Source organism: Loktanella sp. 3ANDIMAR09, assembly GCF_001420005.1.
Taxonomy (GTDB): domain Bacteria; phylum Pseudomonadota; class Alphaproteobacteria; order Rhodobacterales; family Rhodobacteraceae; genus Loktanella.
This window is the reverse complement of the sequence record NZ_LJAK01000002.1, coordinates 74373-97590: the sequence shown is the minus strand read 5'-3', so window position 1 is coordinate 97590 and position 23218 is coordinate 74373. Positions and strand designations below refer to the sequence as shown.

The 23218-nt window shown below is 62.6% G+C and carries 24 protein-coding genes and 3 tRNA genes; 14 read left to right on the top strand and 13 right to left on the bottom strand.

The annotated features are described in order from the left end of the window. Positions 1-579: 579 nt before the first annotated feature. Entirely contained in the window at positions 580-1668 is a 1089-nt protein-coding gene (locus AN189_RS03340; protein ID WP_056031046.1) for an Mrp/NBP35 family ATP-binding protein, read from the bottom strand. Positions 1669-1900: 232 nt separating this feature from the next. On the opposite strand from AN189_RS03340, the gene AN189_RS03335 reads away from it, so the two are divergent. Next, positions 1901-2110 (top strand): DUF1127 domain-containing protein, encoded by a 210-nt coding sequence (locus AN189_RS03335; protein ID WP_056032087.1) that lies wholly within the window; start codon positions 1901-1903, stop codon positions 2108-2110. Between the two features lie 510 nt (positions 2111-2620). Here the strand turns inward: AN189_RS03335 and AN189_RS03330 are convergent. Further along, the gene (locus tag AN189_RS03330; protein ID WP_056031042.1) at positions 2621-3073 is read right to left on the bottom strand and encodes an Lrp/AsnC family transcriptional regulator; all 453 of its coding nucleotides are present in this window, start codon (positions 3071-3073) and stop codon (positions 2621-2623) included. A gap of 71 nt (positions 3074-3144) precedes the next feature. On the opposite strand from AN189_RS03330, the gene AN189_RS03325 reads away from it, so the two are divergent. Then, complete coding sequence (locus tag AN189_RS03325) at positions 3145-3744, top strand: LysE family translocator (protein WP_056032084.1); 600 nt, start codon at positions 3145-3147, stop codon at positions 3742-3744. On the opposite strand, the gene AN189_RS03320 is transcribed toward AN189_RS03325, so the two are convergent. After that, positions 3741-6152: an ATP-dependent helicase gene (locus AN189_RS03320; protein ID WP_056031039.1), complete on the bottom strand. Its 2412-nt coding sequence runs from the start codon at positions 6150-6152 to the stop codon at positions 3741-3743. The two genes, AN189_RS03325 and AN189_RS03320, sit on opposite strands and share 4 nt — an antisense overlap. A gap of 152 nt (positions 6153-6304) precedes the next feature. On the opposite strand from AN189_RS03320, the gene AN189_RS03315 reads away from it, so the two are divergent. From AN189_RS03315 to AN189_RS03300, 4 genes are all read left to right on the top strand, one after another. After that, entirely contained in the window at positions 6305-7438 is a 1134-nt protein-coding gene (locus AN189_RS03315) for an alpha-hydroxy acid oxidase (protein WP_056032081.1), read from the top strand. A gap of 69 nt (positions 7439-7507) precedes the next feature. Continuing rightward, positions 7508-10951, top strand: coding sequence for a pyruvate carboxylase (locus AN189_RS03310; RefSeq protein ID WP_056032078.1), 3444 nt, complete (start codon positions 7508-7510; stop codon positions 10949-10951). Between the two features lie 227 nt (positions 10952-11178). Beyond that, positions 11179-11253: transfer RNA gene (locus AN189_RS03305), tRNA-Gly, on the top strand. Positions 11254-11272: 19 nt separating this feature from the next. Further along, a tRNA-Gly gene (locus AN189_RS03300) sits at positions 11273-11347 on the top strand. A 49-nt stretch (positions 11348-11396) separates the two neighbouring features. Here the strand turns inward: AN189_RS03300 and AN189_RS03295 are convergent. Next, positions 11397-11636: an Lrp/AsnC family transcriptional regulator gene (locus AN189_RS03295; RefSeq protein ID WP_056031036.1), complete on the bottom strand. Its 240-nt coding sequence runs from the start codon at positions 11634-11636 to the stop codon at positions 11397-11399. Positions 11637-11754: 118 nt separating this feature from the next. Between AN189_RS03295 and hisB the strand changes: the two genes are divergently transcribed. The 4 genes from hisB to AN189_RS03275 all read left to right on the top strand — a co-directional run bounded on the left by hisB (position 11755) and on the right by AN189_RS03275 (position 14501). After that, a complete protein-coding gene (hisB, locus tag AN189_RS03290; protein ID WP_056032075.1) occupies positions 11755-12342 on the top strand; it encodes an imidazoleglycerol-phosphate dehydratase HisB in 588 nt (195 codons plus the stop codon). Next, a complete protein-coding gene (hisH, locus tag AN189_RS03285; protein ID WP_056031033.1) occupies positions 12339-12977 on the top strand; it encodes an imidazole glycerol phosphate synthase subunit HisH in 639 nt (212 codons plus the stop codon). Before hisB ends, hisH begins: the two co-directional genes overlap by 4 nt. After that, positions 12974-13888 (top strand): glutaminase, encoded by a 915-nt coding sequence (locus AN189_RS03280; protein WP_056031030.1) that lies wholly within the window; start codon positions 12974-12976, stop codon positions 13886-13888. Before hisH ends, AN189_RS03280 begins: the two co-directional genes overlap by 4 nt. Before the next feature lie 115 nt (positions 13889-14003). Then, positions 14004-14501: a lytic transglycosylase domain-containing protein gene (locus AN189_RS03275; RefSeq protein WP_056031027.1), complete on the top strand. Its 498-nt coding sequence runs from the start codon at positions 14004-14006 to the stop codon at positions 14499-14501. Between the two features lie 65 nt (positions 14502-14566). Here AN189_RS03275 and AN189_RS03270 read toward each other — a convergent pair whose 3' ends face one another. Both AN189_RS03270 and hisF read right to left on the bottom strand, forming a co-directional pair. Continuing rightward, entirely contained in the window at positions 14567-14875 is a 309-nt protein-coding gene (locus tag AN189_RS03270) for a phosphoribosyl-ATP diphosphatase (protein WP_056031024.1), read from the bottom strand. After that, positions 14872-15633 carry an imidazole glycerol phosphate synthase subunit HisF gene (hisF, locus tag AN189_RS03265; protein ID WP_056031022.1) on the bottom strand — a complete coding sequence of 254 codons (762 nt, stop codon included), beginning with the start codon at positions 15631-15633 and terminating at the stop codon, positions 14872-14874. Before hisF ends, AN189_RS03270 begins: the two co-directional genes overlap by 4 nt. A 48-nt stretch (positions 15634-15681) precedes the next feature. Here hisF and AN189_RS03260 point away from each other — a divergent pair, with 48 nt between their 5' ends. Then, the gene (locus AN189_RS03260) at positions 15682-16296 is read left to right on the top strand and encodes a YdeI family protein (protein WP_216597718.1); all 615 of its coding nucleotides are present in this window, start codon (positions 15682-15684) and stop codon (positions 16294-16296) included. On the opposite strand, the gene hisA is transcribed toward AN189_RS03260, so the two are convergent. Then, positions 16290-17015 carry a 1-(5-phosphoribosyl)-5-[(5-phosphoribosylamino)methylideneamino]imidazole-4-carboxamide isomerase gene (hisA, locus tag AN189_RS03255; RefSeq protein ID WP_056031016.1) on the bottom strand — a complete coding sequence of 242 codons (726 nt, stop codon included), beginning with the start codon at positions 17013-17015 and terminating at the stop codon, positions 16290-16292. The two genes, AN189_RS03260 and hisA, sit on opposite strands and share 7 nt — an antisense overlap. A 131-nt stretch (positions 17016-17146) precedes the next feature. Between hisA and AN189_RS03250 the strand changes: the two genes are divergently transcribed. Then, positions 17147-17536, top strand: coding sequence for a DUF2147 domain-containing protein (locus tag AN189_RS03250; RefSeq protein ID WP_056031012.1), 390 nt, complete (start codon positions 17147-17149; stop codon positions 17534-17536). Between the two features lie 54 nt (positions 17537-17590). Here AN189_RS03250 and AN189_RS03245 read toward each other — a convergent pair whose 3' ends face one another. From AN189_RS03245 to rlmB, 4 genes are all read right to left on the bottom strand, one after another. Further along, positions 17591-18085 (bottom strand): CoA-binding protein, encoded by a 495-nt coding sequence (locus tag AN189_RS03245; RefSeq protein WP_056031010.1) that lies wholly within the window; start codon positions 18083-18085, stop codon positions 17591-17593. Further along, complete coding sequence (locus tag AN189_RS03240) at positions 18057-18503, bottom strand: YHS domain-containing (seleno)protein (protein WP_056031007.1); 447 nt, start codon at positions 18501-18503, stop codon at positions 18057-18059. Before AN189_RS03240 ends, AN189_RS03245 begins: the two co-directional genes overlap by 29 nt. Before the next feature lie 83 nt (positions 18504-18586). After that, complete coding sequence (locus AN189_RS03235) at positions 18587-18886, bottom strand: hypothetical protein (protein WP_319004486.1); 300 nt, start codon at positions 18884-18886, stop codon at positions 18587-18589. Positions 18887-18891: 5 nt separating this feature from the next. Next, positions 18892-19668, bottom strand: coding sequence for a 23S rRNA (guanosine(2251)-2'-O)-methyltransferase RlmB (gene rlmB, locus AN189_RS03230; RefSeq protein WP_056031000.1), 777 nt, complete (start codon positions 19666-19668; stop codon positions 18892-18894). 123 nt (positions 19669-19791) lie between these two features. On the opposite strand from rlmB, the gene AN189_RS19075 reads away from it, so the two are divergent. Both AN189_RS19075 and AN189_RS03225 read left to right on the top strand, forming a co-directional pair. Further along, positions 19792-19875 (top strand) — tRNA-Tyr (locus AN189_RS19075). Between the two features lie 350 nt (positions 19876-20225). After that, positions 20226-21155 carry a hypothetical protein gene (locus AN189_RS03225; RefSeq protein WP_056030997.1) on the top strand — a complete coding sequence of 310 codons (930 nt, stop codon included), beginning with the start codon at positions 20226-20228 and terminating at the stop codon, positions 21153-21155. On the opposite strand, the gene AN189_RS03220 is transcribed toward AN189_RS03225, so the two are convergent. After that, complete coding sequence (locus AN189_RS03220; protein WP_056030994.1) at positions 21131-22489, bottom strand: HAMP domain-containing sensor histidine kinase; 1359 nt, start codon at positions 22487-22489, stop codon at positions 21131-21133. The two genes, AN189_RS03225 and AN189_RS03220, sit on opposite strands and share 25 nt — an antisense overlap. Next, positions 22486-23157 (bottom strand): response regulator transcription factor, encoded by a 672-nt coding sequence (locus tag AN189_RS03215; RefSeq protein ID WP_056032072.1) that lies wholly within the window; start codon positions 23155-23157, stop codon positions 22486-22488. The genes AN189_RS03220 and AN189_RS03215 overlap by 4 nt, the downstream gene beginning before the upstream one ends. Positions 23158-23218: the final 61 nt, after the last annotated feature.

Here is a 23218-nt window from a genome sequence, read left to right as displayed (position 1 = left end):
CCACTACTCAACCCGCCGTCTCGTGCCCTTTGGAGTAAGGGCGGGACCAGCTGCGCGCGCCATCTGGGGGGATGTCTGCTCGCTCGCGCGCCGGATCGCTTTTTGCAGTAAAAACGAGGCCTGTATGAAACCTGACTTTTTGCCGGTGGGGTCTTTGGCGCCCCTTGTTTGTCTGCCCGTCGTTACCGTGAGCCAGTTGTGCCATGTCACTCATCATCCGGCAACGCCTAAAATGGGAATTCTGTGAATCACGCTGAATCTCACGCCGATTCACGCGGCTGTGACCGGCAGGTTATCCACAGGCTGAAAAATACATTTGCGATACCTGTGGATAAAAAACACTACATCTAGTTAAAAACTGATCGGTTCCATAAAGTTCACAATGGCTGAAAAAAGTTTGCATTGTCTCTGCGAGTCGGGGCGCAGCCGTGTCGATCACGCATCAGTCAAGACCCTACAGAGGGCAAAATCGTAGAAAATTTCCAGCGCAAAATCGAGAATCGGAAACGCCCCTGACGCTGTCCGGGGCGATTCACAGAGATTCAGAATGGATCGGCGAATCTGGGCCGCAGTGTTCTGTCAGGCCATGCCACCGTCGATGAACCGCCGGGCCAGCGCGGCATAGGCATCTGCAACAGGCCCCTCGCCTGCCGCGACAGGCACACCCGCATCACCTGAGACCCTGGTCTGCAGATCAATGGGCAAAGCCCCCAAGAACGGCAGCCCCAGCGCCTCGGCCTCTTGGGCAACACCGCCGTGGCCGAATATCTGGGTTTCCTCGCCGCAGTGCGGGCAATGAAAGGTGCTCATGTTTTCCACCAGACCCAGGATCGGCGTCTTGAGCGTGCGGAACATGTCCATCGCCTTGCGGGCGTCCAAAAGCGCCACATCCTGCGGTGTACTGACGATCACGGCACCGGTCAGTTCGGTTTTCTGTGCCAGCGTCAACTGCACGTCACCCGTGCCGGGCGGCAGGTCGATGATCAGGACATCCAGCTCGCCCCATTCCACCTGCCCCAGCATCTGCTGCAGCGCCCCCATCAGCATCGGCCCACGCCAGACAACTGCCTTGGCCGGGTCAACCATCAGACCGATCGACATCATGGTGACACCGTGGGCCTGCAGCGGAATGATACGTTTGCCGTCGGGACTGCCGGGACGTGTGTTCACGCCCATCATGCGCGGCTGGCTGGGACCATATATATCGGCGTCCAGCAGACCGACACGCCGCCCTTGCCGCGCAAGCGCCACGGCAAGGTTGGAAGAAACGGTCGATTTGCCCACGCCACCCTTGCCGGACCCGATCGCCAGGATGCGATCGACCCCTGCCACACGCGCGGGACCGGCCTGCGGCGTCGGGTGACGCCCCACCTTGAGGCTGGGGGGCGCATCGCCTGCCCCCGCTGGTGCCGCCTTGGGCGCGCTGTGCGCGGTCAGAACGGCAGACACATCCGTAACACCGTCAATTGCGCGAACGATGTTCACCGCCGCAGCCCGGATCGGCTCCATGCGCGCGGCCGTTGCAGCGTCCGGTGCCTCGATCACGAAACGGACCGTTCCGCCATCCACCGTCAGGGCACGGATCATGTCGCGCGACACCAGATCACCGCCGTCCGGCAGCCCGACGCGCCCCAGTTCCGATGTGATTGTCTGTTTATCCAGCGCCATGCGGTGCCCCCTTCAATGCGATCATGCGATACCGCGCGCACACTGGTCCCGGCGTGCCCAAGGTGCAAGTGCCCCGAAAACCCAAGCGTAAAGGATTTGTAACAGACCTAGAGTAACTTGCGCCTGCTGCATAGCAGCATTGACGAGACAGCTATTGTGCAGGTGCAGCATAATCCTAGATATTGGTCACAAGCGGCAAACAATGCTGAACACAACAAAGACGAGACACAACATGGCTTACACAAACACAAACGTCGCGCCGTCCCTGACCCAGCGTTTCGCTGGTTTGCGCAAGCAGATCGCCGACGCCGCTGCAAAGCGCCGCGTCTATCGCAACACGGTAAACGAACTGTCCGCGCTGACCAACCGCGAACTGGCCGATCTGGGCATTTCCCGCTCGATGATCCGCAGCATCGCAACCGAAGCAGCCTACGGCAACTGAATTCCAATCGGGAACGAACCAACCTCCTCCCTGGTTCCGACCTGACAGCGCCGCCCGCCACCTCCTCCCTTCAGGTGGGCGCGCAAAACACAAAGCGGCGGCCCTGACCGACCTCCTCCCCGTGTTGGGGTCGCCGTTTTGAACAACAGAATACGGGCGCTGCACCTCCTCCCGCGGTGGCCCGGATGACCCGGATAAATGGCTACCTCCTCCCAGCCGGATATTCGGGTAAAGACCTGGGTCCGCCGCTCTCCTCCTCCCTGCGGTCGGACCCATGCAGACAGCGGTGGTGGTCACCTCCTCCCGGCCATCACCGCACCCTGAATTCGCATACGGACGCTGCACCTCCTCCCGCGGCAGTCCGCATCGTCGGAACCCTCTACCTCCTCCCGGAGGGCCCGACGCCGGCGCAAGCCCGACCTCCTCCCCGAGGTTTGCGCTCACAAATGGAAAGGCGATGCGCACCTCCTCCCGCGCATCGCCTTTTTCATTTGTCAGTCTGTCGAAAAATCAGGCGCGCAGGTCCTTCGGGCTTCCCATCACCATATAGCTTGTGATCGACCGCACATGCGGCACGGTGCCCAGGGTATCGGAATGAAACGCCTTGTAGGCGGGCAGATCTGCCACCTCGACCCGCAGCATGTATTCGAATGCACCCGCCACGTTGTGACATTCCACCACGTCGGGCGCGATCGCCATTGCGCGTTCGAACGCCTGCTGCGCGGCCTTGGTGTGTTCTGACAGCCCCACGGCCACATAGACCACAAAGGCGCGCCCGGTCTGCACCGGGTCCAATCGCGCCCGATAGCCGCGGATCACGCCACGGCGTTCCAGATCCTGAACCCGCCGCAGACAGGCAGAGGGTGACAGGCCGACGCGGTCTGCCAGCTCCAGATTGCTGATGCGTCCATCCCCGGCCAAGGCACGCAATATTTCAGCGTTCATTCTGTCGATTTCGCTCATAGGTGCAAAATTAGCGATTTTGGCACCATCTTTGCAATCCAATGCAACCCGATGCGCGGTATGATTGTGGCATGGAAAATGTCACGCTCTACCTGCTCTTTCAGTTTGCCTTTGTCAGTTCGGTCACGCCGGGCCCCAACAACCTGATGCTGATGGCATCCGGCGCAAACTACGGATTTCGCCGGACGGTCCCGCATATGTGCGGCATCAGCCTGGGTCATTCGTTCATGGTGGCGATGATCGGGCTGGTTCTGTTGCGGGTGTTTACGACCTACCCGGTGCTGAACATGATCCTGACCGTGCTCGCGGTGCTTTATATGTCGTGGCTGTCATGGAAGATCGCGACGGCCGTCCCGCCAGAGGCATCACAGGTCCAGGGCAGGCCATTCACTTTTCTACAGGCCGCCGCGTTTCAATGGGTCAACCCAAAGGCATGGGTCATGGCGATCACCGCGATTACCGCATTCGCCCCGCAGGACCGCCCGGTCTGGGTCGGATCGCTGATCGTGGCAGGCGTTTTCCTGATGTCGAACCTGCCCGCGATCACCATCTGGGCCGCGCTTGGCGTCCAGGTCCGCAGGTTTCTGGGCACCGCCCGCCGGCTCCGCCTGTTCAACGTGTCAATGGCCGCTCTGCTGATGGCGTCCCTGATCCCGATGATCTGGCACTAGAACGGCACGTCGGACGCGGCGTCGGCCGCCACAACGAATTTCGCGACCACATGTTTGTCACCCGCCTTGTCAAAGGTGATAGACAGCTTGTCGCCCTCGATCCCCTTGATTTCGCCGTAACCGAACTTGGTATGAAACACCCTGTCGCCGGTTGTGAACGCGCTGACAGCCGTCATGTCGATCGTCATGTTGCGCGCCTCGGCGGGTTGCGACACGCCGCGGGTCTGGCCCCGCGCCTGCAAACGCCGCCACCCCGGAGAGTTGTAGACGTTGGCGTCATGCGCCTTTTGGTGCAGGTCCGACATGGATTCTTCGCGCAGTTTGGGCGACGCATTGGCCGCCATGCCCGCAGCACCGTATCCGCCACCATACAGACCCGGCGGCGTCAGCACCTCGACATGGTCCTCTGGCAGCTCGTCAATGAACCGCGACGGCAGCGCCGATTGCCATTGGCCGTAAACCCGGCGGTTGGCGGCAAAGGAAATGGTGCAGATCTCCTCGGCCCGCGTGATCCCGACATAGGCAAGGCGGCGTTCCTCTTCGAGGCCCTTCAACCCGCTTTCGTCCATCGACCGCTGGGACGGGAACAATCCGTCCTCCCATCCGGGCAGGAACACGGCGGGAAATTCCAGACCCTTGGCGGCGTGCAGGGTCATGATGCTGACCTTTTCGCCGTCCTGTTCGGTCTCGTTGTCCATGATCAGCGCGACATGTTCGAGGAAACCCTGAAGGTTCTCAAAGTTATCCAGTGCCTTGACCAGTTCCTTGAGGTTTTCCAGACGACCCGGTGCCTCTGGCGTCTTGTCGTTTTGCCACATGCCAGTGTAGCCGGATTCGTCCAGGATCATTTCGGCCAGCTCCTGATGGGTGTCCGATTCCTGCCTGACCTGCGCGTGCCAGCGGTCCAACCCGTCGACCAACACACCCAGTTCGCGCAGTCCCTTGCCACCCAACAGCTTTCCCTGCACCACGATGCGCGCGCCTTCGACAAGGCTGACACCATTGGTGCGCGCGGCCCGCTGGATCGTCTGCACGGCCTTGTCGCCCAAGCCACGCTTGGGCGTGTTCACGATCCGCTCGAACGCCAGATCGTCCTCTTGGCTCACGGCGAGGCGGAAATAGGCCATGGCGTCGCGGATTTCCAAACGTTCATAGAAGCGCGGACCCCCGATGACGCGGTAAGGCAGGCCGATGGTCAGAAACCGATCCTCGAAGGCGCGCATCTGGTGGCTGGCCCGCACGAGGATCGCCTGATTGTCCAGACCGACCGGGTCCTGCCCGCGCGTGCCGCGTTGCAGCGCCTCGATTTCCTCGCCGATCCAACGGGCCTCCTCCTCGCCGTCCCAATGGCCGATCAGGCGGACCTTTTCACCGTCTTCGGCGTCGGTGAACAGCGTCTTGCCCAGACGGCCCTTGTTGGACGCGATCACACCGGATGCGGCGGCCAGAATATGCGGGGTGGACCGATAGTTCTGTTCCAGCTTGACGACCGTGGCACCCGGAAAATCGGTCTCGAACCGCAGGATGTTGCCAACCTCTGCACCGCGCCAGCCATAGATCGACTGATCGTCGTCGCCCACGCAGCAGATGTTTTTATGCGCCGAGGCCAGCAGCCGCAGCCACAGGTACTGGGCCACGTTGGTGTCCTGATATTCGTCCACGAGGATGTAGCGGAACCAGCGCTGATACTGGCGCAGGATATCCTCGTGCGTCTGAAAGATCGTGACCATGTGCAACAGCAGGTCGCCGAAGTCGCAGGCGTTCAGATCCTTGAGCCGGGCCTGATAGGCCGCATAGAGTTCCACCCCCTTGTGATCGAATGCGGCGGCCTCGGCCAATGGCACCTTGTCGGGGCCATAGGCCTTGTTTTTCCAGCCGTCGATAATCCCGGCCAGCATACGCGGCGGCCAGCGTTTTTCGTCGATGCCGCCTGCCACGATCAACTGTTTCAACAACCGCAGCTGGTCGTCGGTGTCCAGAATCGTGAAATTCGATTTCAACCCGACCAGTTCGGCATGACGGCGCAGTTGTTTGACGCAGATCGCGTGAAACGTGCCAAGCCATGGCATGCCCTCGACCGTTTCGCCCATCAGTCGGCCGACGCGGTTTTTCATCTCGCGTGCGGCCTTGTTGGTAAACGTCACCGCAAGGATTTCGCGCGGGCTGGCCGTGCCCGTATGCAGCAGATGCGCGATCCGCGCCGTCAGCGCGCGGGTCTTGCCGGTGCCGGCACCCGCCAGCATCAACACAGGGCCGTCCAGCGCCTCGACCGCAGCGCGCTGCGCGGGGTTCAGCCCGTCCAGATAGGCGGCATCCCCGCCAAAGCGTGCAGCAACGCCCCCCGCCCGCGCCCGTTGCGACAGCGGCACGGCGGCCTCGAATGCGTCATCTTCTGAAAAATCATTCATCCCTCTTTCATAATGCCTCGTGCCAAACAAAGAAACCCCTCGTTCACGGTTCGTTCACGCAACACGGCGTCCCTTTTGCAAAAGTCATGCCGCAGCGACATCCGCATCGTCACGACTTCCCTCCTGTGGGGCAAAGCCCTAGCGTGGCCCGCATGAACCTGCATAGCCGCTACCCTGCCATCGCCGATCTGCGCGCCCGCGCGCGCCGCCGGATTCCGCATTTCGTCTGGGAATATCTGGATTCAGCCACCGGCGACGAATCCGCGCTGGCGCGCAACCGCGCGGCACTGGACGCGGTGCTGTTGCAGCCCTCGATCCTGCACGGTGAATTCTCCCCGGACCTGAGTGTCACCATGATGGGGGCCACCTATCCGCTGCCATTCGGTATCGCGCCGGTCGGCATGTCCGGGCTGGTCTGGCCGGGCGCGGAACGTCTGCTGGCACGCACGGCCGCCACGGCAGGCATCCCTTACGGCATGTCCACTGTCGCGACCCAGACACCAGAGGATGTCGCCCCTCATCTGGGCACCCATGCCTGGTTCCAGATCTATCCGCCCCGCGATCCGCAGATCCGCGCCGACATGTTGCGCCGCGCCCGCGACGCCGGATTCGGCACGCTGGTTCTGACCGTTGATGTGCCCGTCGCATCACGCCGGGAACGGCAGACACGCGGCGGTCTGACGAACCCGCCGCGCCTGACGCCCCGGCTGGCGGCGCAGGCGGCGATGTGTCCGGCCTGGCTGAACGGGATCCGCCAGACGGGCATGCCGCGCATGCGTTTGATCGACAGCTACAGCGACACCACCACGGCCCTGCCATCCACGGCGCACGCGGGTTACCTTTTGCGCACATCGCCCGACTGGGATTACCTGCATGCCCTGCGGGCGGAATGGGACGGGCCACTGGTGGTCAAGGGCGTGCTGGATGCAGGCGACGTCCCCCGCCTGAGCGAGGCCGGGGTCGATGCGATCTGGGTCAGCAATCACGCAGGGCGGCAGTTCGCGGCCGCCCCGGCAACAGCGGATGTGCTGCCCGCAATCCGTGCGGCCACCGATCTGCCGATCATCTGCGATTCCGGGGTAGAGGGCGGTCTGGATATCCTGCGCATGATCGCGCTGGGGGCCGAGTTCGTGATGCTGGGCCGCGCATTCCACTATGGTCTTGGCGCGATCGGGGACGCAGGGGCCGCGCATGTCATCGACATTCTCAAACAGGACATCATCGCCAACATGGGGCAACTGGGGACGCGAAAACTGTCCGAGCTTCCGTCACGGCGCGTCCGTTAACGCTAACACCAACACTGGACATCCCCGTTGCACCGCTTAACAATGCTGCAACTGCGAAAGGATCACACCATGGCCGACTTCAAGAAAATACTCATTGCCAACCGGGGCGAAATCGCGATCCGGGTCATGCGGGCGGCCAACGAGATGGGCAAAAAGACGGTCGCCGTCTTTGCCGAAGAGGACAAGCTGTCGCTGCACCGGTTCAAGGCCGACGAGGCCTACCGCATCGGCGAGGGTCTGGGCCCGGTCGCCGCCTACCTGTCCATAGAAGAGATCATTCGCGTGGCCAAGATGGCCGGCGCCGATGCCATCCACCCGGGCTATGGCCTGTTGTCTGAAAACCCCGATTTCGTGGACGCCTGCACCGCAGCGGGCATCACGTTCATCGGCCCCAAGGCAAAGACGATGCGCGAATTGGGCGACAAGGCCAGTGCCCGCCGCGTCGCCATCGAGGCCGGCGTGCCGGTCATCCCAGCCACCGACGTGCTGGGCGAGGACATGGCCCTGATCAAGAAGCAGGCAGCAGAGGTCGGCTATCCGCTGATGCTCAAGGCCAGCTGGGGTGGCGGTGGTCGCGGCATGCGCCCGATCATGAACGAATCCGAGCTGGAGGAAAAAGTCCGCGAAGGCCGCCGCGAGGCCGAGGCTGCCTTCGGCAACGGCGAGGGTTATCTGGAAAAGATGATCATGAAGGCGCGTCACGTCGAGGTGCAGATCCTGGGCGACAGCCACGGCGAAATCTATCACCTGTGGGAACGCGATTGTTCCGTGCAGCGCCGCAACCAAAAGGTCGTTGAACGTGCCCCCGCCCCCTATCTGTCCGACACGCAGCGCGAACGCATCTGCAACCTGGGCAAGAAGCTGTGCGCCCATGTGAATTATGAATGCGCGGGTACGGTCGAATTCCTGATGGATATGGATTCGGGTGAATTCTATTTCATCGAGGTGAACCCACGCGTGCAGGTCGAACACACCGTCACCGAAGAGGTGACAGGCATCGACATCGTACGCGCCCAGATCCTGATTGCCGAAGGCAAGAGCATCGTCGAGGCGACCGGCTGTGCGTCGCAATACGATGTCCAGCTGGACGGACACGCCCTGCAATGCCGGGTCACGACCGAGGATCCGCAGAACAATTTCATCCCCGACTACGGCCGCATCCAGATGTATCGCTCAGCCACCGGCCCCGGCATCCGCCTGGACGGCGGCACCGCCTATTCCGGTGCTGTCATCACGCGCTACTACGACAGCCTGCTGACCAAGGTGACGGCCCGCGCGCCGACGCCTGAAATGGCCATCGCCCGCATGGACCGCGCACTGCGCGAATTCCGCATCCGTGGCGTCAGCACCAACATCGCTTTCGTCGAAAACCTGCTGAAACACCCGACGTTCCTGAACAACGAATACCACACGAAATTCATCGACGAGACGCCGGAACTGTTCGATTTCAAGGCGCGCCGCGACCGCGCCACCAAAATCCTGACCTATATCGCCGACATCACCGTGAACGGGCATCCCGAAACGGCCAACCGGCCGCGGCCCGCCGCCGACGTGAAAATGCCAAAGGCCCCGGTCAAGACAACCTCTGATGTGCCCGACGGCACGCGCCAGATCCTTGATCGCGACGGTGCTGCCGCCGTCGCCCAGTGGATGAAGGACCAGCCGCAGCTGCTGATCACCGACACCACCATGCGCGACGGTCACCAGTCGCTGCTGGCAACCCGGATGCGGTCCATCGACATGGTCACCATCGCCCCGACCTATGCCACCAAGATGGCTGGTCTGTTCAGCGTGGAATGCTGGGGGGGTGCGACATTCGACGTGGCCTACCGGTTCTTGCAGGAATGCCCGTGGCAGCGTCTGCGCGATATCCGCGCAAAGATGCCCAATGTCATGACGCAGATGCTGCTGCGCGCCTCGAACGGGGTGGGCTATACCAACTACCCCGACAACGTGGTCCAAAGCTTTGTCGCACAGGCCGCCACATCAGGCGTCGACGTGTTCCGCGTGTTCGACAGCCTCAACTGGGTGGAAAACATGCGCGTCGCGATGGATGCGGTGATCGACAGCGGCAAGGTCTGCGAAGGTACGATCTGCTACACCGGGGACATGCTGGACCCCGACCGGGCGAAATACGACCTGAAATATTACGTCGGCATGGCCAAGGAGATGGAAAAGGCCGGTGCGCATGTGCTTGGCCTCAAGGATATGGCGGGCCTGCTCAAGGCACCGGCGGCGGCGCAACTGTTCAAGGCGCTGAAGGAAGAGGTCGGCCTGCCGATCCATTTCCACACGCACGACACATCGGGGGCCGCGATTTCGACCGTTCTGGCGGCCGCCGCCGCTGGCGTGGACTGCGTCGATGCCGCCATGGACGCCTTGTCCGGCAATACCAGCCAGCCGACCCTGGGGTCCATCGTCGAGGCGCTGCGCGGCAGCGACCGCGATACCGGCCTCGACATTGCAGCGATCCGCGAAATCTCGAACTACTGGGAACAGGTCCGCGCGCATTACCTGGCGTTTGAATCCGGCCTTCAGGCCCCCGCGTCAGAGGTCTATCTGCACGAAATGCCCGGTGGGCAGTTCACCAACCTCAAGGCACAGGCCCGCAGCCTCGGGATCGAGGATCGCTGGCACGAGGTCGCCCAGACCTATGCGGATGTGAACCGGATGTTCGGTGATATCGTCAAGGTCACGCCGTCATCCAAGGTGGTGGGCGACATGGCCCTGATGATGGTCAGCCAGAACCTGACCCGCGCGCAGGTCGAAGATCCATCGGTCGATGTGTCATTCCCCGACTCGGTGATCGACATGATGCGCGGCAGCCTGGGCCAGCCGCCGGGCGGATGGCCTGACGCGATTCAGAAAAAGATCCTCAAGGGCGAAAAACCCAGCACCGACCGTCCGGGCAAGCATCTGCCCCCCGTCGATCTGGAGGCCACGCGCAACGAACTGGCCGACAAGCTGGGCACCGCTATCGACGACGAGGATCTGAACGGCTACCTGATGTATCCCAAGGTCTTTACCGACTATGCGGCGCGTCACGATCTGTACGGCCCTGTCCGCACGCTGCCGACCAAGACGTTCTTTTACGGGATGGAACCCGGCGAGGAAATCAGCGCCGAAATCGACCCGGGCAAGACGCTGGAAGTGCGGATGCAGGCCGTGTCGGACATGGGCGAAGACGGCGAGGTCAAGGTGTTCTTCGAACTCAACGGTCAGCCGCGCACGATCCGCGTTCTGAACCGTCTGGCGGCCGCAGACCGCGTCAGCAACCCCAAGGCCGAACTGGGCAACCCCAACCACATTGGCGCGCCGATGCCGGGCGTGGTGGCCACCGTCGCCGCACAGGTTGGCGCAAAGGTCAAACAGGGCGATCTGTTGCTGACCATCGAGGCGATGAAGATGGAGACCGGCATCCACGCCGACCGCGACGCGGTGGTCAAGGCAGTGCATGTCACAGCCGGTGCCCAGATCGATGCCAAGGATCTGCTGATCGAATTCGAAGCCTGACAGCAAAGGGTGCCGGGGGCGCTGCCCCCGCGCCTTGCGGCGCTCCCCCGGAGTATTTCGGGCAAGATGATGCATCTGCGGGACGGTGGGTGGGGCGTCTTTGCGGCCTGCCGCAAACAGCGACATCCGGCGTCATGGGGACCTTTTGAAAACTTAAGTCGCCTTTGTGCAAAAAATCCACTTGCAGCCAAAAAGCCGGGACGGTAAAGCCTGCCTCACTTGATGATGCGGGCGTAGCTCAGGGGTAGAGCATAACCTTGCCAAGGTTAGGGTCGGGCGTTCGAATCGCCTCGCCCGCTCCATCAAGAACCGAACTGGCGCGCGGGCGTAGCTCAGGGGTAGAGCATAACCTTGCCAAGGTTAGGGTCGGGCGTTCGAATCGCCTCGCCCGCTCCAGTCGGACCAAAAAAGCCGCCCCACGGGGCGGCTTTTTGCTGTGCGGTGATCAGAATGCCTTGAATGTCAGGGTGGTCATCGTGCGTTCGATCCCCGCTATGCCGGCCACGCTTTCGTTGACGAAATGACCCACATCGGATGTGGCGGGCACATAGGCCTTCATCAGCAGGTCGTATTCGCCGCTGGTGGAATAAAGTTCGGAATGGATTTCGCGCAGCGCGATCTGTTCGGCGACCGCATAGGTCGTGCCGGGCTTGCAGCGGATCTGGACAAAGACGCAGGTGGTCATCGGGTTTCCTCATGTGGTGCGGGGCAAACCTGCACCACGCGGCGCGCCCGCGCAATCCGTCCCCTTGGCACTTGCCCCCTGCCCCGCCTATACGGTGTGCAAACGACAGGAGGCCGCAATGCGCAGCGCCACGATCACACGCAAGACCAATGAGACCGACATCACGGTGATGATCGAACTTGACGGGACGGGCACCTACGACAACCGCACCGGTGTCGGTTTCTTTGACCACATGCTGGACCAGCTAGCGCGGCACGCGCTGATCGATCTGCACGTCAAGGCGACGGGCGATCTGCACATCGACGACCACCACACGGTCGAGGACGTGGGCATCGCCATCGGCCAGGCCCTGACGCAGGCCATGGGCGACAAGAAAGGGATCCGCCGCTATGGCGATTGCCATCTGGCGATGGATGACGCGCAGGTACGCTGTGCGCTGGATCTGTCCGGGCGTCCCTATCTGATCTGCAACCTCGATCTGCCCTTTGGCAAGATCGGGACATTCGACACCGAACTGGTGCGCGAATTCTTTCAGGCGCTGTCGACCCATGGCGGCATCACGCTGCACATCGACCGCCTGCACGGGTTCAACGCCCACCACATCGTCGAGGCCGCGTTCAAATCGGTCGCCCGTGCCCTGCGCGACGCGCTGGACACCGACCCGCGCAAGGCTGATGCCATTCCGTCGACCAAGGGTAGCCTGTGACCACCGTTCTGATCGACTACGACAGCGGCAATCTGCATTCCGCGCAAAAGGCCTTTGAACGCATGGCCCGCGAAACAGGTGCAGGCGACGTGATCGTCAGCGGTGACGCGGACGTGGTGGCCCGCGCTGACCGTATCGTGCTGCCCGGTGACGGGGCATTCCCGCATTGTCGCGACCAGTTGTTCAGCCGGACCGCTCTTGCCGAGGCGATTGTCGATGCGGTGGAAAACCGCGCCGTGCCGTTTCTGGGTATCTGCGTGGGGATGCAGTTGCTGGCGACGACGGGTCACGAATACGAGGCGACGCCGGGATTCGGATGGATTGCGGGCGATGTGACACGCATCCGGCCCGCCGATCCCGCGTTGAAGATCCCGCATATGGGCTGGAACGATCTGGTCATGGACAGCGCGCATCCGGTGCTGGACGGGCTCGCCACGGGTGAACATGCCTATTTCGTGCATTCCTACGCCATGCGCGTGCATGACCCCGCGCATCTGCTCGCGCATGTTGATTACGGCGGGGACGTGACGGCGGTTGTCGGACGTGACAACATCATCGGCGCACAATTCCACCCCGAAAAAAGCCAGGCCGCCGGTCTGCGGATGATCGCGAATTTCCTGCGCTGGATGCCATGATGGACGTGCAATCGATCCTCGACCGGATCGGTGAGGCGATGCAGGCCACCAGGGATCGCGGCACGGTTGCCCAGTACATCCCGCCGCTGGCCCGCGTCGATCCCGCGCAATTCGGGATGGCCGTGGCCTTTGCGGATGGGGGTCTGTTCACAACCGGCGACGCCGAGACACGATTTTCGATCCAGAGCATCTCGAAGGTGTTCACCCTGTCGATGGCACTGGGGCGCCTGGGGGATGCGTTCTGGTCCAACGTGGGGCGCGAGCCGTCCGGTCAGGCCTTCAATTCGATCCTGCAACTGGAACACGAGGCGGGTCGCCCCCGCAATCCGTTCATCAATGCAGGGGCCATCGCCACCACCGACGCTGCTATGGCGCATCATGCGCCACGGGATTTCCTGGCCGAACTGGTGCAATTCGTGCGCGCGGCGGCGGGCGATGAAGATATCCACATCGATGCCGCAGTGGCGCAATCCGAACAGGCGACAGGCGATCTGAACCGATCGCTGGCCTATTTCATGGCCTCCCACGGGCGGTTGCAGAACCCGGTCGAACAGGTTCTTGGGGCCTATTTCCATCAATGCGCCCTGTCGATGACATGCGTGCAACTGGCCCGTGCCGGTCTGATGCTGACGGGCGCGCCCGGTGCGCCACGCCTGATGTCGCCCGCACGTCGGACACGGATCAACGCGCTGATGATGCTGTGCGGGCACTACGACGCATCGGGCGATTTTGCGTTCCGCGTCGGGTTGCCCGGCAAGTCCGGCGTGGGGGGCGGTATTCTGATCGTGGCCCCCGGCAAGGCCAGTATCGCGGTCTGGTCACCTGGCCTGAACGCACAGGGCAATTCCAAACTGGGCACCGAAGCCGCCGAGATGTTTGCTCAGGCCACAGGCTGGTCGGTCTTTTCCTGACAGGTCGCCCGGGGCCGCGCCCCTTGCGCCGAAATCTGCCGACGCAGATCAGCACGCTTGCCGGGATTGCGATCGTGCGGCTAATTGCCGACAGGTCACATGGAAAACACACCGCATGCAGATGACAAGAACCGCCGTAGTGGCAATCGCTCTGGGCTTGGTAAGCGCCTGCGCAGGTCCGACTGACAAATCCCAGGAGGGGCTTGGTTTTGCCACGACAGAGGTTGCGGAGGCCTTGCCGCTGCATCCGAACGAGACACCGGAACTGCGGGCGCTGATCAACACCTACGCGGACACCTATGACATCCCGCGCACGCTGTTGCACCGTGTCATCATTCGCGAAAGCACCCACCGCCCCGGTGCGCGCAACGGTCCCTACTACGGGCTTATGCAGATCCTGCCTCAAACCGCAGGCACGATGGGGTTCACCGGCCAACCGGTTGATCTGCTGGATGCAGAGACGAACCTGAAATACGCGGGAAAATATCTGCGCGGGGCCTGGCTGCTGTCGAACGGGTCCGAGGCCGAGGCCGTCAAATGGTATGCGCGCGGCTATTATTACGAGGCCAAGCGGCGGGGCATGCTGGTCGAGACAGGGCTGCGCAAGGGCTGATGCCCGGGCGGGGGCGCTGCCCCCCGGCTACGCCGTCCCCCGGGATATTTGGAAAACAGCGATGGCTAGGGCCGGGCTGCCTTTTCCGCGATGCCGGATGTGCCTTGGCGATTGTCCAGTTCCGCCAGAACCGCGTCCAGTGTCACATCGCTGGCCGCGAGCATGACGAGCAGATGATACAGGACATCGGCGGCCTCTGAAGTGAGGGCCTGTCTGTCGCCGCGCGCGGCCTCGATGATCGCCTCGATCGCTTCTTCGCCAAATTTCTCGGCGCATTTGGCCGGGCCCTTGGACAGCAGTTTTGCCGTCCAGCTGGTGTCGGGATCGGCACTCTTGCGGGATTGGATCGTCGCAAACAGATCGTTCAGGGTCATTGCAGCCTCATGGGGATACCGGCGGCCGCCATGTGATCCTTGGCCTGCTGGATCGTGTAGGTGCCAAAGTGAAAGATCGACGCAGCGAGCACGGCACTGGCGCCACCTTGGGTCACGCCTTCGACCAGATGATCCAATGTGCCTGCCCCGCCGCTGGCAATCACGGGGATATCGACGGCATCGGACACGGCCCGGGTCAGGGGCAGATTGTAGCCCGTCTGCACACCGTCATTGTCCATCGCGGTCAACAGGATTTCACCGGCACCCTTTTCGGCGACGGTGCGGGCAAAGTCCACGGCATCGATGCCGGTCGCCCGACGCCCGCCATGAGTAAAGATTTCCCAACGGCCCGGTGCCACGGTCTTGGCATCTATGGCAACCACGATGCACTGGCTGCCGAACCGCAAGGCGGCCTCTGTCACCACGTCGGGGTTGGCCACGGCGGCAGAGTTGAAGCTGACCTTGTCCGCGCCCGCCAGCAACAGGTTGCGCACGTCGTGGTGCGTCCGCACGCCGCCCCCGATCGTCAGCGGCATGAAACAGGCCTCGGCCGTGCGGGTCGCGAGATCGAACATGGTGCCGCGATTTTCCTCGGTCGCCATGATGTCGAGGAAACACAGCTCGTCTGCACCGGCCGCGTTATAGGCAATCGCCGCGTCAACCGGATCGCCCGCATCGCGCAGACCGACGAAATTCACGCCTTTGACGACGCGGCCCTTTGCGACGTCCAGACAGGGTATGATACGTGTTTTCAGCATATGAGCGTCTTAGCGCGCGCCCTGCCCGAGGGGAACCCCGGACAAGGCATGAGGGGCGCGATCACTACGACCAATCGAATTGAGGCGCTGACCATGGACCCGGACCGTTTTGCCCAAGTCATGATCGACGACGATGCCGCGCTGTGGGACTGGCTGCATCAGCATCACGCCCAGAGCGACAGCGTCTGGCTGGTCACTTGGAAACGTGGGGCGGGCCCCACGGTCAGCCGTGATGCAGTTCTGGATGCGCTGCTGGCCCATGGCTGGATCGATGGCCGCCGGATGGCGCGCGACGACGGGCGCACCATGCAACTGATTTCGCCCCGGTCGCAGCAACGCTGGACACAGACCTACCGCGACAGGGTCACGCGACTGACAGCACAAGGACAGATGCACAGCGCGGGCCTTGCCTGCGTTGCCGCCGCCCAACGCGCAGGTACCTGGTATGCGGATCTGGATGTGGACGCGCTGATCGTGCCGGACGATTTGCAGGCAGCACTTGATACGGCCGGTGGCGCGTCGTGGTTTTCAAACGCAGCCCCATCCTATCGTCGGAATATCCTGCGCTATCTGAAATCCGCCAAGCAGGCAGCGACCCGGGACAAACGCATCACCCTGATCGCCACGACCGCCGCCCGGGGGCAGAAGGTGCCAAACTACTGATCGGCCGCCAGTGCGGCCAAGGCGGCACCCAGATCAATCGCCCCGTCATAGAGCGCACGACCCGATATTGCGCCGGCAATGACGCCGGTGTCGCGCAGGGCCGTCAGGTCCGCCAGTGACGACACGCCGCCAGAGGCAATGACCGGGATCGACACGGCACGCGCCAGATCGGCGGTGGCGTCGATGTTCGGACCCTTCATCGCGCCGTCACGCAGGATGTCGGTGTAGATGATCGCGGCAATCCCGGCATCCTCGAAGGATTTTGCAAGGTCGGTGACCATGACATCGGTCTCTTCGGCCCAGCCGCGCGTTGCCACGCGGCCGTTGCGCGCGTCCAGACCCACGGCGACCTGCCCGGGAAAGGCACGGGCCGCCTCGCGTACCAGATCGGGGTTTTCCACAGCAACCGTTCCCAGAATCACACGGGTCAGACCCCGGTCCAGCCAGCGTTCGATCGTGGCCATGTCCCGGATACCGCCCCCCAGTTGAGTCGGCACCTGGCAGGCCTTGAGGATCGCCTCGACCGGGGCGGCGTTCACCGGTTCCCCCGCAAAGGCACCGTTCAGATCGACCAGATGCAACCATGCGCAGCCTGCATCGACAAAGCTGCGCGCCTGCGCTGCGGGATCGTCATTGAATACAGTTGCCTGATCCATTTCACCGTGAACGAGGCGCACGGCATTGCCGTCCTTGAGATCGATGGCAGGGTACAGGATCATGGCAGGCCTCCGGCTGGTTTGGCGCGGTTCTGGCGCGGGCGGCAGGAAATTGCAACCGACCCAACGTCAGACTTGATTGCGAGGGCCGCCCGACCACAAAGTTCGCCATGACTTGAGGGGAGGAGACCCAAATGAAACGAATTCTGACAGCGATTGCAGCTGGCCTGATCGCAACGGCAGCATCAGCACAGGACGCCGCCGTCGGCGTCTGGCAAACCGAGGTAGACGACGGCGCATTCGCCCATATCCAGATGGAAACCTGCGGCGCTGCGGTCTGCGGCACGATCGTGCGGACCTATCAGGCCGACGGCACGCCGTTCCAATCCGAAAACATCGGCCGCCAGATCGTCATCGGCATGGCACCGAACGGTGACGGCACCTACAACGGTCAGGTTTATCGCCCGTCCAACGGCAAGACCTATGTCGGCAAGATGCAGGTCAACGGCAATGCGTTGCGGCTTCAGGGCTGTGTGGCAGGTGGTCTGATCTGCGCCAGCCAGAACTGGGTCCGCGCGCAGTAACCGCGCCTGATCGCACCAGATGGGGGGCGTGGCCGCAGGGCCGCGCCCCTATTTTCATGTCAGACGTGACGAAATACGGCCCGTGTTGAAACCGCCCATGCGCAGCTCGCCATAAAGACGCTGATATTCGATCTTGGGGCAGCGATTCTGCACGACCGTGACGCCCCGCGCACGCGCAACGGCCGCTGCCGCATCGTGCTGGACGCCCAGTTGCAACCAGATCACGGACAGCGCGGGCCAGCGGGCCAATGCGGCGTCAACGAGGGCGGGCACGGCATCCGACCGGCGAAAGATGTCGACCATGTCCACGTCATCCGGGATATCCGCAAGACTGGCATGGACGGTTTCACCAAACACCTGCTGGCCCGCCAGACCGGGATTGACCGGAATGATCCGGTAACCGCGCAGTTGCAGATAGCGGGCCACGAAATAGCTGGGCCGGACCGGGTTGGCCGATAGCCCGACAATCGCAATTGTCTTGACCCGGTCAAAGATGGCGCGGATCTCGGTGTCGGTCGGATTATCCAAGGATCTGCGGCCAGTTCGCATCAGCGGCCACGATTTCGGCGGCGCGATTTTCGTCCCAGCGGCTGCGCACGCGCAGGGAGGCATTCAGATACAGCCGACCATCAACGATCGAAAACGCCTCAGGCACCGTGTCGGCCAGATAGCCGCGTGCCAAGGCATAGGCGCAATAGCCACCGTAGGCCGGGGCATGTGCCTTGGGGTTGCGTTCAAAGGCATCGCGGTTTTCGGCATTCACGAAATGCCACGTCGCACCCATCCACATCAGCGCGTGATCGGCGCTGCCGGCGACAGGTGCATTCTGGCGGTGATATTCCAGCGGATCCATCCCGTTGATCGCGATTCCACCGGTCGCGAATGTCGGGGCCGATTGCGCCAGCGCAGGGCGGGACATCAGCGGCAGGACCGCGCAAGACAGCAGGAAATGACGACGATCAATCATGGTGGCTCCTCTCCGGGGTCACCTGAATGTGCCGCAGGTCGGTTCACATCGCCAGCCCCCTCGCACAGAGGTGACGCATTGTTTCAGTCGAATATATCCTCGACCACGTCCCACAGTTCGGACACCAGCTTGGACGTCAGGCTCTTGCGGCGCTTGGGCCGTTTGGTTGTCTTGGTCGGTTTGCTCAGGTGTTCGACGCGCAATGTCCGGGCCGGATGCGCAGGGGCAGCCCTGCGCCGCGACACCCCACCGGCGTTGGCCGGCATCATTTTCAGATCATGCAGCGGCGCGCCACATTGCGCACAGGCCAGTTCGTGACGGTCGTTCCCACGCAGCACCAAGGCGGCACGCGTGCCACAATAGCAGCAGGTCGCGACCTTCATTCCCGTCATCCGCGCACCGCGTAGAGGGCCACAGCCGCCGCATTGGACACGTTCAGCGATCCGAAATCACCCGCCGCGTCCAGTTTCACGAGACTGTTGCAGGTTTCCCGGCTCTTTTCGCGCAGCCCGGGACCTTCGGCCCCCATGACCAGTGCGATGGGGCGATCACGCAGGCCCTCGACCGCGGCCTCGATGCCCGTTTCGGCCTCGCCATCAAGGCCCAGCACGAGATAGCCCATGTCCTGCAGCTGCGTCATGGCATCGGCCAGATTGCGCACCCGCACATAGGGTTGGCGCTCAAGCGCGCCGGATGCCGTTTTCGCCAGCGCACCGGTTTCGGGCGCGGAATGCCGCTGGACGGCCACCACGGCACGCGCACCGAACACCTCGGCCGACCGCAAGATCGCGCCGACGTTATGGGGGTCCGTCACACGGTCCAGCAGGACGATTCGCGCAGGTTCCGGTCCCGCGCCCAGCGCGATATCCTGAAGCGACCCCCAATCCAGAGGTTTCACTTCCAGCGCGGCACCCTGATGCACGGAACCCGCATCAATCGGGGCTGCAAATTTGCGCGGATCACAGATTTCCGGCTCGATCCCGGCAATCGTCACGGCGTCCTGCAATTTCGCCAGCGCGTTTTGCGTCACCACCAGCCGCAGCCGTTCGCGGCGTGGATTCAGCAGGGCATCGCGCACCGCATGCAAACCGAACAGCCACACGGTCTCTGCGGCTGCCGCGCGTTTGCCCTGTTCCTTTGCAATGACCCACTTGGGTTTTTTCATGGTCGATGCCCCCGATTTCTCATCCTACCTACTTGGCTGTTAACGCCGCGCGGAACAAGCCCACCTGCCGCGCCGTTTTTCGTGTTGACGCCCCAAATCACTGCGGCTATTCCCGCCGCCAGTGGGCGACAGGCCGCAAGGTGTGGCAGGGGACTGTAACTCCCTCGCGGAGACGCACGCCTGGTTCGATTCCAGGGTCGCCCACCACTTACCACCACAAATTTAATGCCATGATTGTTCGCGTTTTCGGGCCGCCCGGGATGCAGGTTTGATGGCATGACAGATATCGCGTCATGCCACGCTGGCCCTGCGGTTTCCGTGTTCGGCCATTCAGTGCCAGACGTGGTTCACGGACGTGGCGGCGACAGCATGCCGCGATCCTGCCATCACCCGCAGCAGAAACACGAAACAATCCGGTAACTGGCGGTGGTCCGTTTCACCGCCGGAAACAGTCGAACAAAATTGCTTTGATATGGGGCCAGTTCTGCCCCTTTTTCATGTGACCTCTCAGGCCGTCCGGAACCCCGGACAGCCGAAACCGCGTCAGAGAGAGTGCCATGATCAGACTAGCGAACCATCCTGATTACCGGATCACCTATCATCCGGCACCGGCACCGACCGAAAAACTGATGATCACCTTTGGCGGGCAGCCATCGGACATTTCCGATACCGGTTTCGGGAGCGATTTCGCAATGAAAAATGGCTGGGACCATGTGTTCGTCGCACAGCGCAGACACAGCCAGTTTCAAGGGCTTCATGCGGCGGTGTTCAGGACCGCCGTGGCCCCGCTGTGCACCGCCGGACGCGATATCATCTGCTACGGGGCCAGTCTGGGTGGCTACGCGGCGTTGTACTACGGTGGGCAAATCGACGCGCGGATCATCGCCGCCGCACCGATGTTGCCCGCCTGGAAGGGCCTGGGCCTGCCCGCCTACGCGGATGTGCCGGTCCACCACAAACACCTCAAGCACAGCAGACGATCAAAGCACGCGCCCGTCGTGATCTATGACCCCGTGCAAAAACGGGATGTTCAGTTTCTGAACCAGACCGTGCGTCCAACCTACCGCGACATCCGAGAGGTCGCTCTGCCATTTACGGGCCATACGGTGTTGGTGGCGCTGTCGAACATGCGCCTATTGAAAAAACTGATCACCAGCCTCGTCGTCGACGACAAGATCCCGCCGTTGGCGTTAAAACGCAGTGGTGATCCATCGTTCCACCGCGAACGGGCCAAGGCGCTGTCATTTACGCATCCCGATTTTGCACGTCAGGAATACGAACGCGCCCTTGCCGCGCGGCCAGCAAAATCAACGATTAACAATCTGTTCAGCCTTTTGGTCCGCATGGGTGACAAGGCAGCGCTCCAAGAAATTCTCGATAGCTGCGCAAATGACCCTGATCCGCAAATGACGATTCTACCCCCGATGCTGGCCCGCGCCGAAAAACTGGGGTTGCGGGTTGATCACGGCCTGCCGCTGGCCAGCTGAAACGCCACTGACACCCGCAGGCCCGGCACGTTATCGTCCAGCGTGAGCGACGCATCATGCAGTTCCGCGATCACGGACACGAGGCTCAGGCCCAACCCGCTGCCCGGTGTCGTGCGGCTGCGGTCCAGGCGATACAATCTGCGCAACACCTTGTCCCGTTCCGTTGCGGGAATACCCGGCCCGTTATCGCTGACCTCCAGCATGACGCGCGCGCCATCTATACGCAGGCCAAGCGTTATCTGACTGCCGCGCGGCGTATGGCGTAGCGCGTTTTCAATCAGGTTGGCCAAAATCTGACCGATCAGATCGCGGTCCCCTACGACGGGTGCCGTATCACAGGCCACCTGCGTGTTCAGACTGCGGTCCGTCTGCTGCGCCGCAGGTTCATACAGTTCGGCAAATGTCTCGACCAGTGGCACGAGGTCCAGCGGTCCGAACCGCGCCTTGGGGCTGCCCCCCTCGATCTGTGCAATCTGCAAAAGTGCCTGAAAAACCGACACCACGCTGGCCACATCCGCCTGCGCCTGATCCACCAGGGTCTGTGCCTCCGGATTGAGATCCGTGCGGCCCAACTCGTCCAGCCGCACCGAAATCCGCTGGATCGGCGTCTTGAGGTCGTGCGCCACGTCAGAAGACACCTGACGCAATGCCTCGCGCGCGGTTTCCTGCGCTGCGGCCATGCGGTCGATACCATCGCCGATCCGCCGCAAATCATCGGACCATGTTTCCGTCGGGCGCACCCGCGCGGACAGATCCCCCGATGTCAGTGCACCCAGCGTGCGCCGCACGGCCGACACCTGGCGGGCGGACCGACGCGCCATGACCAGCCCTGCCCCCAGGGCGATCATCAGCGTCGGCAACAAGGACAAAAGCCCGATGGTCCGGTAAACCGACCAAAGCTGGTCGATTTCCGCGCGGCTTCGCGCAACCGTCAGCAGACCGCGATATTCGCGGGTGGTCAGCGCCAGATATTCGCCTTGAATCGGGGTTTCCGGATTTTCGAGCGTGGTCAGCACATAGCCTTCTTCGTCGCGGGCCAGACGTCCATTGCCGTAGTGCCGCCCGTCGGCAGTCACATAGGACAGCACGACACGGTTGGGGTCCGTGGCGCGCGCCTCGGCCGCGACAAGTGCCGCCAGCGCCGTAGAGGATGGTGCCGCACGAAACCCGGCCAAATCCTGGCGCAACTGCTGACGCATCTGCATGTCCAGCGCCCGGCTGGTTGCCGTATAGCTGGCCGCCAGCGACACGACGCTGACCACCGCAAACAGCGCGACAAGCCCAAGGGCAAGCCGTACCGGGCTTGCATTGATCAAACGCGGACGTCCTATCATGCCTCGATCCGGTAGCCCGAACCGCGCACCGTCTTGATCAGTTCGGTGTCAAAGGGTTTGTCCACCTTGGCCCGCAGGCGGCTGATATGGGTTTCCACCACGTTGGTCTGCGGATCGAAACTGATCCCCCAGACGGATTCCAGCAGCATGGTCCGGGTCTGGACCCGCCCCTTGCGCCGCAGCAGATGTTCCAGAATGGCAAACTCGCGCGGCAGCAATTCGATTTTCTGACCTGCCCGCCTGACCTCGCGCGACACCAGGTCCATCGTCAGGTCACCGGCCATCAGCACGGTCTCTTGTGCCAGCGTGCGTGGCCTGCGGGCCAGCGCGTTGATGCGCGCTGACAATTCGCCAAAGGCAAAGGGTTTGACCAGATAATCGTCAGCTCCGGCGTTCAGGCCCGCGATACGGTCATCGACACTACCCATCGCGGTCAGAAACAGAACCGGCGTGCGGTTGCCTGCGCCGCGCAGGGTTTGCACCAGCGTCAGCCCGTCGATTTCGGGCAGCATCCAGTCCACGATCAACACGTCATGATCGGCACCCGTGGCCTGCACCAGCCCGGCCCGCCCGTCGGCCACATGGTCCACGGTGTGGCCCTCTTCACGCAGACCGCGCGCGATATATTGACCCGTGGTCGGGTCGTCCTCGACGACCAGGATTTTCATGGCGGACCCTGTCTGCATGCATTCACCTCGCAACATGGGTGTCCTGACACGAATTCCAAGC